The organism is Blautia sp. NSJ-140 (assembly GCF_022868965.1).
Taxonomy (GTDB): Bacteria; Bacillota; Clostridia; order Lachnospirales; family Lachnospiraceae; genus Blautia_A.
In genome coordinates this window covers 76195-89176 of sequence record NZ_JALIFS010000014.1, presented here as the reverse complement: position 1 = coordinate 89176, position 12982 = coordinate 76195, and the positions used below count along the sequence as shown (strand labels likewise).

9 protein-coding genes and 1 tRNA gene are annotated in these 12982 nt (G+C 44.7%); 1 reads left to right on the top strand and 9 read right to left on the bottom strand.

Translation table 11 applies throughout. The annotated features are described in order from the left end of the window. Positions 1 to 45 precede the first annotated feature (45 nt). The 5 genes from MUB50_RS14835 to MUB50_RS14815 all read right to left on the bottom strand — a co-directional run bounded on the left by MUB50_RS14835 (position 46) and on the right by MUB50_RS14815 (position 7191). Complete coding sequence (locus tag MUB50_RS14835) at positions 46 to 1158, bottom strand: DUF6128 domain-containing protein (protein WP_244791435.1); 1113 nt, start codon at positions 1156 to 1158, stop codon at positions 46 to 48. Positions 1159 to 2013: 855 nt separating this feature from the next. Beyond that, positions 2014 to 2087, bottom strand: a tRNA-Pro gene (locus tag MUB50_RS14830). 209 nt (positions 2088 to 2296) lie between these two features. After that, on the bottom strand, positions 2297 to 5803 hold the full coding sequence (locus MUB50_RS14825) for an Ig-like domain-containing protein (RefSeq protein WP_244791432.1): 3507 nt from the start codon (positions 5801 to 5803) through the stop codon (positions 2297 to 2299). A gap of 406 nt (positions 5804 to 6209) precedes the next feature. Then, positions 6210 to 6650 (bottom strand): DUF1284 domain-containing protein, encoded by a 441-nt coding sequence (locus MUB50_RS14820; protein ID WP_244791430.1) that lies wholly within the window; start codon positions 6648 to 6650, stop codon positions 6210 to 6212. Further along, positions 6640 to 7191: a biotin transporter BioY gene (locus MUB50_RS14815; protein WP_244791429.1), complete on the bottom strand. Its 552-nt coding sequence runs from the start codon at positions 7189 to 7191 to the stop codon at positions 6640 to 6642. Before MUB50_RS14815 ends, MUB50_RS14820 begins: the two co-directional genes overlap by 11 nt. Before the next feature lie 430 nt (positions 7192 to 7621). On the opposite strand from MUB50_RS14815, the gene pduB reads away from it, so the two are divergent. Further along, positions 7622 to 8344: a microcompartment protein PduB gene (pduB, locus tag MUB50_RS14810; RefSeq protein ID WP_173740389.1), complete on the top strand. Its 723-nt coding sequence runs from the start codon at positions 7622 to 7624 to the stop codon at positions 8342 to 8344. A gap of 164 nt (positions 8345 to 8508) precedes the next feature. Here the strand turns inward: pduB and MUB50_RS14805 are convergent, their stop codons facing one another. From MUB50_RS14805 to MUB50_RS14790, 4 genes are all read right to left on the bottom strand, one after another. Then, on the bottom strand, positions 8509 to 9885 hold the full coding sequence (locus tag MUB50_RS14805) for a PcsB-like coiled-coil domain-containing protein (RefSeq protein WP_244791427.1): 1377 nt from the start codon (positions 9883 to 9885) through the stop codon (positions 8509 to 8511). 265 nt (positions 9886 to 10150) lie between these two features. After that, positions 10151 to 10447 carry a septation regulator SpoVG gene (gene spoVG, locus MUB50_RS14800; RefSeq protein WP_015525652.1) on the bottom strand — a complete coding sequence of 99 codons (297 nt, stop codon included), beginning with the start codon at positions 10445 to 10447 and terminating at the stop codon, positions 10151 to 10153. A gap of 57 nt (positions 10448 to 10504) precedes the next feature. Beyond that, entirely contained in the window at positions 10505 to 11626 is a 1122-nt protein-coding gene (gene glgD, locus MUB50_RS14795; RefSeq protein WP_118607824.1) for a glucose-1-phosphate adenylyltransferase subunit GlgD, read from the bottom strand. After that, positions 11623 to 12900 carry a glucose-1-phosphate adenylyltransferase gene (locus MUB50_RS14790; protein ID WP_015525650.1) on the bottom strand — a complete coding sequence of 426 codons (1278 nt, stop codon included), beginning with the start codon at positions 12898 to 12900 and terminating at the stop codon, positions 11623 to 11625. Before MUB50_RS14790 ends, glgD begins: the two co-directional genes overlap by 4 nt. Positions 12901 to 12982 lie beyond the last annotated feature (82 nt).

The window sequence follows — 12982 nt, the reverse complement described above, 5'->3', positions numbered from 1 at the left end:
TGCAAAACTGTTTGCTTATCTGCATGGATGCCGAAATTTTTCTGATCAGATGTTAATAAAACAGTACCAGTATCCTCCCTTTCCGCCTGGGATATGAATATCCGGACATTCCTTAAAGTAGGGAAAGCCAAACATATTGGCCATAAACCGTTCCTGCTGGCTGTATCCGCCGGGCACCCCCAGTATGTACTGTCCCCGATGGTTTCTGCACAGCAGAAGATGGCCGAAATTCTGATATCCGTACATGACAAAACGGTTGCTGCAGAAGCAGCCGTTTTGTCTGCATAAGGCACTGCAGTCCGATGGTCTGATCTTGCGACAGTCTGTGAAATAGCCGTCGTTAAACGGATCATCACAGGGTATTCCCGGAAGTGGACGAGATGGCTCAGGTCGCGGTGGTTCCGGCGGATGCGGTGATGGCTGACCTGGCCGCGGTGGTTCCGGCGGATGCGGTGATGGCTGGCCTGGCCGCGGTGGTTTCGGCGGATGCGGTGATGGATGACCTGGTCGCGGTGATTCCGGCGGATGCGGACCGGGAGCCTGATATGAGTTTCCGGTTTCCGATGCCTTCAATACCTCCTCCTGAACTTCCTCTACCGTCATGATCCTGTCTGACTTCTTCTGATATTCCTGCACTTCTGGCAAGGTTCCGTCTTTTTGATTTTCTTCTTCCTTTTCTCCCCGCTCTCTGCCTTTTTTCTCCGCTGCCTCCTGATATTCCGTTCCTGTTTTCTCCGCTTCCTCCCGAGGTTCCGTTTCTTTTTTCTTCCACTCGCGGAAATTCTCCGGCCGGATCGGCTGATCATCCCATTCTGTTCCCCAGAATCCACCGGCATCGGAGATCAGAAGCAGTCCTCCAAGCTCCTGAAGACTTTTTCCCATGCCTCCAATATCCCCTGTATCCGTCTCCAGCGCGCACTCGATCCGCTCCTGCCCGGTAACACAGCTTCCGATCAAAATACCATCCATCAGCCCTTCCCGCCGCACAAACCCATACACTCTGCACCGACTTCCAGGCTCCAGTCCAACACAGCGCAAATGAACCTCCACACGGCATTTCCTATCTCTGGCCTCCACCCTCACATAACCGCTGCTGCCGTCTTTTTTTCCTTTCCGGTACTCGTACACATACGCAACAAAACGCTGATATCCAGCCAACGCACGTCCCTCCGGTATTTCGGTTTCGTTAATATATATGAAGTTTAAGAGAAATCATTCCATCAACGTGAAAAAGCTCCAGGATGTACAAACGCAAAAAAAGAATCCCTCAACCAAGGGATTCTCAAGCTGTTAGTCGAAAAATACGGCTATACCAGAATCGGTACATCAACACAGAATATCAACAGACAGGTGCGAAATTAAAATATGCGGAAAATTTTCGCTTTTGTCAAAAAAGCATTACTATCTTAGAACATTTTGCGCTTGTCAGGGTTCTCCGTATATGCTACACTGTACAGGAACAATCGTGTTACAGGGTGGCTGACCTCTAGTCCAAAAAGGATGGAGGTGGTGCTGATGAACGACAACCATTTTGACTTCAAAGATCTTATGGCTTTTGGCATGTTCATTCTAGCATTGCTTACGTTCGTATTAACGTTTTGTAAGTAATTCTTTACATAGAAAAACCACCCAAAAACTTTGGCCGAGTACAGGGTGGGATTTTCTAATCTTCTCTTATAAGGTCAACCCCTTGTGGGCGGTTGTTCTTTATGTTTGTATTATAGCACTACTATTCAAAGCATTCAAGAATATTTTCATCTGTAAATATAAAAACCCCCTGGCGATTCACGCTCGGGACATTCACCAAAGGCTTTCTCTTAATCTATATTTTATTTCTCGCTTTTCTTTACCTTTTCCCATGTATTACCTTTATCTTTATTTTTTTCCTGGCAAATGTAGAAGATTCTCCTTTCTTTTCTCATTGAGGTAACACAAGGTAACACAAACATACGTTCCTTCATTTTTCACAAACAAAAAAAGAATCCCTCAACCAAGGGATTCTCAAGCTGTTAGTCGAAGCGACAGGATTTGAACCTGCGACCTCTGCGTCCCGAACGCAGCGCTCTACCAAACTGAGCCACGCTTCGTTATTCTGTTTCAGTTGTTTATGTATTGCTCAACTGCAAGAGCTATTATATTAGAGTTTCTTTACTTTGTCAATAGAAAAAATTAAAATTTTTCAAAAAAATCGAATTTTTTCTTTTTTCCTGCTTCGGGCGTGCATTTTCGCAGACCCGAAGCAGTTTTGGGAAAGGTTCTTTATAACATATCAAATATATTCAGGTGAAATATGTGCTTATTTCACTGTAACTGTTACCTTTTTTGTGATTCCGTTGCTGCTTACATAGATAACAGCTTTTCCTTTTTTCACACCTTTAACAACACCTTTGCTGCTTACAGTAGCAACTTTTGTGTTGCTGCTTCTGTAGGTGATCTTTGCCTTTGAAGTGGCTGCTGCCTTGATGGCTGTTGTTTTCTTTGCTTTTACACTTACAGCTGTTTTGGATGTAATCTTCAGGCTGCCTTTTTTCACTGTGATCTTGCAGGTTGCTTTGTAGCTTCCGCATTTTACTGTAATTGTAGCTGTTCCTGCTTTTTTTGCTGTTACTTTTCCGCCTGCGCTTACCACTGCAACGGATTTATTACTGCTTGTATAAGTAACTTTTCCGCTAACGCCTGTTTTTTTCACTTTGATCTGGCTTGTTCCACGCACAAATACAGTTTTCGCTGAAGCCGAAGCTTTTACAGACGGCTTCTTAACTGTAATTTTGCAGGTTGCTTTATAATTTCCGCATTTCGCTGTGATCACAGCTGTTCCTGCCGCCTTTGCAGTTACCTTTCCATTTGCGGCTACAGCTGCAACAGATGGTTTACTGCTTGTATAGGTTACTTTTCCGGTAACACCTGCGGTCGTTGCTTTCAGCGTCACCTCAGCTGGAGATCCTTTTACATAAAGCGTTTTCGCTGATGCATTCATTTTTACAGATGGCGTTTTTACAGTAAGCTTGTACTGTGCAGTTTTTCCTGCTGCAGATGTTGCTGTGATCACGGCTGTTCCTGCTGCTTTTGCAGTTACTTTTCCGTTCTCGTCTACAGATGCAACCGTTTCATTATCGGAAGCGTATGTTACATCCTTGCAATTTTCGCCTGTTGCTTCAAGCTGTCTGGAGCTTCCGATATAAAGAACTCCTGAATTTTCTTTAAAAGCAATTGTTCCATACACCAGCTGAACAGAAACATCCGCGTGATCATCACTGGAGACTCTTACTGTATAGGTTTCATTTTCCGGTCTCGCTACAGCAGAATCCAAAGCAACCACTCCATCTGCGGCTACACCATCCTGTACAAGATATGTTGTCTGTGAATCATGTCCGACACCTGTTGTATAGAAAACAGATACCTTCGGATTTTTGTATTTATCAAGATTTGCAAGCTTTACATGGGTGCTGTCCGTAAATTCCGGAGAAACATCCATCTCTTCTGTTGCCTGCGGTTTGATATAAATACCATCTGCAAATTCATATACATACGCACCGTCTGACATAATATACGTGATCCTGTTTACGGTTTTTCCTTCAAGACCTGCATCTTTTGCAAACGCAGCCTTATATACCTTCACCCACATCTCGTTCATATGACGCATACCATATTTTCCGCCATCTGTTGTTTCCAGGATCATTCCCTGGATCCCGGAGTTAACTGCAAAACCAGCATCACTCTTTGTGTCGCGGAGATATTTTGTGCTGGTTTCTTTTACTTTGATCTCATAATCTCCCCAACGAGAAGATGTATTGAGTGTTGCCTCCGCATCTGTCACAGTTGCCTTTACATTAAATTTTGTAGCACTGTATGTTCCATCTGCATTCAATGTTTTATACTGCCCAGGCTCTACCGCCGGAGTACGTCCAAGGGTGATCCCTGCTGCTTCTATATATGCTCCGCTTTCCGGAAGTTCTCCCGCTTCTGAAAGGATCCGCGCCTCTACATACGTTTTTGCATCTGTAGCTACACTAACCTTTTTTACTCCTGCGATCTCATAACCATTTTCTGTCAGATTCTGAACATCTGCATTTCCGAAAGCAGTGCTTTTTCTGGTTGTGGCAGATGTAACGGAATCATATTTGCGGCTCGTTGCATCTCCTGCATAAAATTCCTCGTATGACAGAGATGCCGTACCGTAAAGTGTTCCTGTCAGTGCCTGATGTCCATTTGCCGCCTTATAATAAATATCCGTTCCCGGAATTTGTGTATATCCATCCACTGCTCCCTTTACCCAGTAATAGGAAACATTGGAAACCGTGATCGGCTGGCCTGTCAGTGTGATATTTTTTGTCATATCCACATAATTGTCGCTTGAGATCATAACCGTGTAGATTTCATCCCCGGCCCTGGCTACACTGCTGTCAAAGGTTACCACCCCGTTCTCTGCCGCTGCATGATCTACAACATATGTTGTTTTTTTACCATGGCCCCTTCCTGTTGTATAGTATACGGAAACCTTAGGGTTTTCATATTTGTCAAGGTCATCAACTTTAACCTGGGTTGTATTTTCTTTCACAAAAGCCGCCTGTACCTTCATTCCTGCTTCAGGCTGTTTTTTTACAAGAGGCGCTTTGTCTCCAAACTCATATACATAGGAGCCGTCCGGAGTAATATAAGTCACCTTTGATATTTTTTCCCCGATAAGCCCGGATCCTGCTGAAAATGCAAGTTCGTAAGGCTGTACCCAGATTTCATAGGTATGACGAAGTCCTACCTTCTTACCGCTGGCAGTTTCAAGGATTACTCCCAGTGTATTTCCACCTACGGCAAAATCACCCTGTCTGGAATTGCGGAGATATTTTGTGCCGACTTCTTTTACCACCAGCATGTAATCGCCCCAGATCGACGGTGCCTGGATCTGGGCAGATGCATCTGTGACCGTTGCCTTTACATCGAATTTTGTTGCACTGTATGTTCCGTCTGTATTCAGTGTTTTATACTGTCCTGTTTCCTGTGACGGTGCTTCATTCAGCGTAATATCTGCTGCCTCTGTATAGACACCCTTTTTCGGAAGCTTGGAAGCAGCTTTCAGCACCTGTGCATCTACATAAGTTTCTGCGTCCACTGCAACACTTACATTCTTCACACCCTGGATCTGATATCCTGAAGAGGTTACTTCTGTGCTGTCCTCATTGGTAAAAATCTGATTTTTACTCGTTGTTGCCGAAGTGATAGCGTCATAGCTCTCCTGAGTGGTATCGCCGGCATAAAATTCCGAATAACTTAAGGTTGTCGTTCCGTACAGCTTTCCGGTCAGAGCTGTCTGCCCGTCTGCCGCTTTTACATAAACGCCTGTTGTACCTATCTGTGTATATCCCTCTGCCGGCTGCATGGACCAGAGATATTTCACTCCTGCAACAGTGATCTCAGAAGCATCCTGAAGGACCTCGCCTGCTTCTGCCATAAATCCTTCTCCATCACCGAATACCTCTTTTGTATCCTCCTGGATCTGCTCTTCCTCTTCCTGTTGAATCTCTTCTGCTGAAATTTCTGCTACTTCTTCCTGAATAGCTTCTGCATCACTTTCTTCTGGCTCTTCCGACTGAATATCAGCTTCACCAACTTCCGGCTGATCCTGGGAAACAGACTCCTGATCCTCGTTCTCTCCTTCTTCCTGTGCTGTCTCTCCTTGTGTTTCTCCTGACACGTCACTAAAAACTTCCGCCTCAGACGCCATTGCCGTTACCGGCACTCCTGACGCGATCACCGCTGAGCTCAGTACGAGCGCAGCTGACTTCTTAAAAAGCTTCCACTTATGCATACCTGTCCTCCTCTGTGTCTTTTATATTACACAACTTTATACCAGATCATGACCTTACAGCTACTCTGGTTAATTGAAATTTCTTCCGCAGGATATTCAACATATATCAGCTTCTGCAGAAGTGCTCTATCAAGCACACTTTAGTTTGTTCAAACTAACATATCGTTATTTTATCAATACCGGAATTATTTGTCTATACATATCTGGCAAAAAAGCCTCACGGTTATTGTTATTTTTTTCTCAACTAAAAATTGTTTTCAAAATATTTTTGCATTATTATCTGATAATTTAAAATAAAAAAAGTATATATTCCAAGACGTCATTTCAGGAAATGCAACAGACATTGCCATTTCCTCCGGCATTCTCAGATCATATACTTTTTATATTTCTATATTTTTTCTTTCTTTTATGCCCAGCGGCTCTTCTGTTTTTCGCAGATACTGTTCCACTGGCATTTTCCACAGATTTTCTTACGTTTATCTATCGCAAGGATTTTTTCCTGGACTTTTTTTGTAAACTCGCTGAAGTACAATGTCTGTCCGGCCTTCAGTCCACATTTTTCCAGCACGGCATTGTCATATTCTGCCACTTTATCTCCGGCTTCGCAATGTCCGCCCCGATTATTCGGACAGGCAGAGCAGATCTCATCCGTATCCACATGAAGCCTTATTTTCTTTCCCTCCAGAAAAATCTTCAGCATCTCAGACATATGTGCAGTAAAACCGTTACTGTAGCCTTCTCCCTTAAAATACGCCAGGCACATACCATGATGAGGGCGCAGCGGAATGACCATTTCCTCTGTGCCCTCATCAGAAGCATATGCCGCAGCACTGCTTTTATCTTGCATATTTACGTACCTTTCCTGATAAAACATAAGCCAGTGCGATCTTGATAAGATCCGGAATGATAAACGGGATTACACACCAGCCAAGAACTGCCATAAGACCTACCGGACCTGTGCTTCTTGTGTAAGCAAACATAAACCATACGGTTCCAAAGGCATAGCATACGATCAGTCCAACGACCATGGAAATGATCTGAACGACCGGCTTTCTGCCAAAAATGCGCTCAAATGCCCACATAACAAGTGCTGAAAAGATAAATCCAACGATATATCCACCTGCATTTCCGAGAAGAGCTCCAATGCCTCCGGAAAATCCCGCAAAAACCGGAACTCCTACTGCTCCAAGAAGAACGTAAACCAGAACTGCCATCGTTCCTCTTTTACCTCCAAGTACGCCTACTGCCATGAATACTCCGAATGTCTGCAGGGTAAACGGTACCTGCGCCGGAATGGAAATCCATGAGCAAACTGCCATCACTACCGCAAAAACTGCAATGTAAACAAGATCATACGTCTTGCTTCTGCCTGCTGCCACTGTTGTCATAATAATCTGTATCCTCTCTTTCCTTTTCTGCTTTTCCTGGCGGAAGATCATTCCTGTCCTTTATAAATAATATCCGCTCTTTTGCTGTTAACAATTTAACATAACAGGATTCGATTGTCAACTCAATTACATTTTTAAGTTTACGTTTTTCATAATACCGTCTGCCATACGCAAACCTGTCACTGTTCACTCCGTTCTCAGTAACACGCTTCGCGATGCACAGAATTTATGCTGATCGCATAAATTCGCGCGGTATGTCTCGGGTTTTCTGTGACCTTCGCTCACAAAAAACACCTCGCGGGACATTACCAGTGAACAGTAACGCAAACCTGTCATTTGTAAATAATATTGCCAATTTTCACTTTCAAATTTCTCCCTCTGATGCTATACTGAAACCAATGAGTTTTCAGCAAAAGGGGGATTTTTCCACATGGATATACACGATATTCATAACATCAGCACCAACTGCACACGGACCGAATTTGTAGGGACCGCAGTTCTTGACACAATCGGACTCGTGATCTCCGGAGTTGATGATTCTCTGCTTAAAGAGATGAACGTAGGTACCCAATACCACTGTCTGGGGCTTTTCAGTTCCCGAACAGGCGCTGCCGGCCAGATCACAGCTATTGACGATGCAGTAAAAGCCACAAATACAGAAGTCCTTTCCATTGAACTTCCAAGAGATACCAAGGGCTGGGGCGGTCACGGAAACTATATCGTCCTTGGCGGAAATGATGTATCCGACGTGCGTCACGCCATTTCTCTGGCTCTGGAACTGACTAACAAATATGCAGGTGAGGTCTACATCAGCGAATCCGGCCACCTGGAGTTTGCTTTTTCCGCAAGTGCAGGTCCTGCTATCCATAAAGCCTTCGGCACACCTCTGGGTGAAGCATTTGGTTTCATGGCAGGTTCTCCGGCTGCTATCGGTCTTGTGATGGCAGATAATGCCGTGAAATCCGCAGCAGTATCCATTACACAATATATGACTCCGAATATCGGTACCAGTCATTCCAACGAAGTGATCATCGCCATCTCCGGTGATGCCAGTGCTGTAAAAGCTGCTGTACTGGAAGGCCGTCAGACAGGCCTTGAGCTTCTCATCGGTATGGGAACCTATCCGGAGATCCCGGGTACGCCGTATCTGTAAAATTTCCGTATCATCGGAAACAACGTAATTTCCACACGGCATATTTTCCGGATGTTTTTCATAGAAACATATCTGTATCACGCAAAACAGCGCTGCAAAGATCTTCCTGTGATCATGCAGCGCTGTGCTTATTTATTGTTGATTTTTCCTGATAGTCTTCCGGATCAGCCCACCTGATATACATCTGCTGACTGAAGTCCGAAGCTTAATGCCTCAGAATGGCTTCCACAGTAGATATCCACATGTCCGTAAGGAGTTCCCAGATCCTCTACCGTATAAACAGTGCCGTTGATCAGAAGCTTGGTACCAAACGGAACACCTGCCATAGCAACGGTACGTCCTGCTGTCGGAACTGTTCCGCTGGCGGTAAGATTACCGGCTGTACCGCAGCACTGTGCACAATTGCAGTATGCGGTCAGTGTAAAGTTTCCAAGATATGTTCCCTGACTGGAAGAACCGGAATCGGACGTATCCGCAGAGGCATCTTCCGTCTCCCCGGAAGCTGTCTCATCATTGGAAACCTCCTCCTGGGAGCTGTCCTCGGAAACATCTTCGGAACTTCCGGACTGTACATCATCTGCTTCCTCTTCCTCTTCTACAACAATGTCTGTACTTGTAGAGCTGCTGGAAGACTCAGTTGTATCCTCCTCCGGATCATAGCCGTAATCATCGTCAGAATCAGCCTCTTCACTGCCCTCGTTATCCTGATCGGCCTCTTCCCGGGCTGCAGCCTCTGCTGCCTGTCTCTCAGCCTCTGCTGCCGCTTCAGCCCTAGCTTTCTCTTCTGCAGCCTTCTCCGCCTCTGCCTGCTGTACCAGAGCGGTAATACTGCTGTCTGCATTACTGATATCTGCCATCAGCTGCTGAGCCTCTTCCTGGCTGGCGCTGATCTGGTTTACATAAGAGTTAATATCATCGCTTGTGCTGGAAGCCATGGACTGCACTTCCTGCTGTTTGGCTGCACGCTCCGTCATCAGTTCATCGATCTCTGCGGACTCCGTTTCAACCTTTTTCTCATTCTCCTGGATATTCTTCTGAAGACTCACATATTTATCCAGCATGTCTCTGTCGTATGTAGAAATCTGGATCGCATTCTCTGCGCGATTGAGGAATTCTGCAAGGCTCTCGGAAGAAAGCAGTGTCTCCAGTGCGGAAGTCCCGGCATTCTCATACATATATGCGATTCGAAGCTTCATGGATTCATACTGATCTGCAGATGCCTTTTTCGCTTTTTTCAGTTCTTTTTTTACGTTATTTAATTCATCTTCCTTCTCAGCAGCCTGGATACTAAGCTCAGAAATGCTGTTGGTAAGATCCTCATACTGTGCGTTTAAATCAGCCAGATAGCTCTCCAGCTCCTGCTTCTTGCTCTCCAGTGTGCCGATGCTGCTCTGTACCTGTGCAAGACCCTCTTCAGCGGCCTGTTTCTCCGCCTGTGCCTCTGCGATCGCAGCGTCTGTACCTGATGCATATACGGGGTTTCCCATGGAAAGAGTGAGCATACCCGTAAGCAGTAATGTGAAAACTTTTCTATTCTTCATATAAACACCTTTCGTCCTTTCATGGGTTCTAGTATAACACATTTTTCATAGAAAGCAACAATTTTATTTTATTTTTGTAACAAATACGTAATAATTTAAATATTTATGAACTGGAAAGCGTTTTTTTGTTTTCCGGAGCATGAAAAAACTGCCCTCTCACAGATTTATCTGTAAAACGGCAGTTTTTATTCTATGCTGTTCCAATTCAAAAATCATCAGCTACGAGAATACTTCTCTGATGTAATCCCCCCTGAAGCTGCTTCTCTTACTCCGCAGCCTCCATAAGAACCTCATTCTCAGCTTCCTCAGCCATTACTTCCTGATACTTGTCCAGGATGATCGTCTGGATCTGCTCTCTTGTTGCTGAATTGATCGGATGAGCGATGTCACGATATTCACCGTCGCTTGCCTTACGGCTTGGCATTGCGATGAACAGCCCCTTCTCGCCTTCGATCACTTTGATGTCATGTACCACAAACTCATCATCTATTGTGACAGACACAACGGCCTTCATTTTCCCTTCTTTCGCTACCTTCCTCACACGTACATCTGTAATATTCATTGCTACTTGCCCCTTTCATTTCGCTAACCGTATCTGCGGAAATCTGATCTTCTGCATTTATAATACGTAGCGTTCGTTTTTCTCTACGACGATCTTCACTTCTCCTTCTTCGCCGCTGTAATATGAATTCGCCCGGATGGTATCCCGGCTCTCAACAATGCAATTCTCAATATGCGTATTATCTCCAAGATATACGTCATTAAGGATCACAGAGTTTTTGATCACACAGTTATTTCCTACAAATACATCACGGAACAGAACAGAGTTCTCCACGGTTCCGTTGATGATACATCCGCTGGATACCAGACTGTTCTTCACAGTTGCACCCGGATTGTACTTAGCAGGAGGTACATCTGCGATCTTGGTCTTGATCGCCGGCTCCTGTTTGAAGAAATAGTTCCTGATTTCCGGTTTCAGGAAATCCATGTTTGTCTGATAATAAGCCTCTGCAGTAGAGATATTATTCCAGTAGTTATCGATCTTATATCCGTAAATCCTCTTCAGATTTTTGTAACGGATAAGAATATCATTTACAAAATCATGCCTTCCTTCCTGGGCAGCACGCTCGATCAGTTCAATCAGCTGCCTTCTTCGGATGACATAGATACCAGTAGATACTGTATTATAGGAGGAAACGATCGGTTTCTCTTCAAATTCCTCGATCCGACAGTCCTCATTCATGCGGAGAACACCAAATCTTTCAACCTGGCTCTGATCCTTGCATGTAGTACATACAACGGTAACATCTGCCCGCTTTGCGATATGATACTCCAGGACTTTATTGTAATCCAGCTTGTAGATTCCATCACCGGAAGCGATCACCACATAGGGTTCATGACTGTTCTTTAAAAAGCTCAGGTTCTGATAGATAGCATCTGCAGTACCCTGATACCATAAGCTGTTGTCTCTGGTAATGGTTGGAGTAAAGACATAAAGTCCTCCCTGTTTTCTTCCGAAATCCCACCATTTGGATGAACTCAAATGCTCGTTAAGGGAACGGGCATTATACTGTGTCAGCACAGCAACCTTCTGGATATGTGAATTTGCCATGTTGCTGAGGGCAAAGTCGATCGCGCGGTAACTTCCTGCAATAGGCATTGCCGCGATTGCTCTTTTGTTTGATAATTCTCTCATGCGGTTATTATTACCGCCTGCCAAAATAATACCTATCGCTCTCATTCTTTCCCACCGTCCTTTGCTGCAATTACCTGGCCGGCTGCCAGTTCTCCGTCAGGGTAGTCTTCTTTTGTTGTAACACCGGCGATAGCGGTATTCTTACCGATTTTGACACTGTCCGGAATCACGCTGTTTTCGCCGATAGCCACAAGTCCAAAGGAATATACAGCCGGTTTCAGAACATTCGGCACTTCCTCGCCGCATCCGATCACAACATTATTTCCGATGACAACATCTTCTGCCACGATAGCTTTATCCATAACAACATTCTCACCAACTGCTGTATTCTTCATGATAATAGAATCACGTATCACACTGCCCTTGCCGATGATAACATTCGGACCGATCACTGAATTATGTACTTCACCATAGATTTCTGTTCCCTCACCGATGATACACTTGTCCACAACTGCATCTGCGGAAATATACTGTGGCGGGATCACATCTCCCTTGGTGTATATCCTCCAGAATTCCTCATAAAGATTAAACTCCGGAATGATATCGATCAGCTCCATATTTGCTTCCCAGTAAGAACCAAGAGTTCCTACATCTTTCCAATAGCCGTTGTACTCGTAAGCAAAAAGGCGCTGTCCTTTCTCTTTACAGTACGGAAGGATATGTTTACCGAAGTCGCAGCCATTCTGATCCTTCAGGGCGATCAGTGCTTCCTTAAGAACCGGCCATGAGAAAATATAGATACCCATGGATGCAAGATTGCTGCTTGGATGCTCCGGTTTCTCCTCAAACTCAGTAATACGGCTGCTCTCATCAGTAACCATAATACCAAAACGGCTGGCTTCCTCAATGGGAACCGGCATACACGCAATTGTAATATCTGCCTTGTTCGCCTTGTGGAAATCCAGCATCACTTCGTAATCCATCTTATAGATATGATCACCGGAAAGGATCAGTACATAATCCGGGTTATACTGCTCCATATAAGCCAGATTCTGATAGATCGCATTGGCAGTTCCTGTGTACCATTCACTGCTTGTGCTCTTCTCATACGGAGGAAGGACTGTGACACCGCCTTCATTGCGGTCAAGATCCCACGGAATACCGATACCGATATGTGTATTCAGGCGGAGAGGCTGGTACTGTGTCAGCACACCCACCGTGTCAATTCCCGAGTTAATACAATTGCTCAGTGGAAAATCGATGATACGATATTTACCACCAAAAGCGACTGCCGGCTTTGCAACCTTTTCTGTCAAAACTCCTAACCTGCTGCCTTGCCCACCGGCCAAGAGCATGGCAATCATCTCTTTCTTAATCATGCGATCACCTCTTGTATGTTATGATTATTCCATTATAGCATACTTTACTGTGTTAGTGAACATTTTTTACAATTATTTTAGC

Coding starts and splice junctions, on each gene's coding strand:
- glgD (WP_118607824.1), bottom strand. CDS start 11,626: ATGAGAGCGATAGGTATTATTTTGGCAGGCGGTAATAATAACCGCATG.
- MUB50_RS14815 (WP_244791429.1), bottom strand. CDS start 7,191: ATGACAACAGTGGCAGCAGGCAGAAGCAAGACGTATGATCTTGTTTAC.
- MUB50_RS14820 (WP_244791430.1), bottom strand. CDS start 6,650: ATGCAAGATAAAAGCAGTGCTGCGGCATATGCTTCTGATGAGGGCACA.
- MUB50_RS14790 (WP_015525650.1), bottom strand. CDS start 12,900: ATGATTAAGAAAGAGATGATTGCCATGCTCTTGGCCGGTGGGCAAGGC.
- MUB50_RS14825 (WP_244791432.1), bottom strand. CDS start 5,803: ATGCATAAGTGGAAGCTTTTTAAGAAGTCAGCTGCGCTCGTACTGAGC.
- pduB (WP_173740389.1), top strand. CDS start 7,622: ATGGATATACACGATATTCATAACATCAGCACCAACTGCACACGGACC.
- MUB50_RS14805 (WP_244791427.1), bottom strand. CDS start 9,885: ATGAAGAATAGAAAAGTTTTCACATTACTGCTTACGGGTATGCTCACT.
- spoVG (WP_015525652.1), bottom strand. CDS start 10,447: ATGAATATTACAGATGTACGTGTGAGGAAGGTAGCGAAAGAAGGGAAA.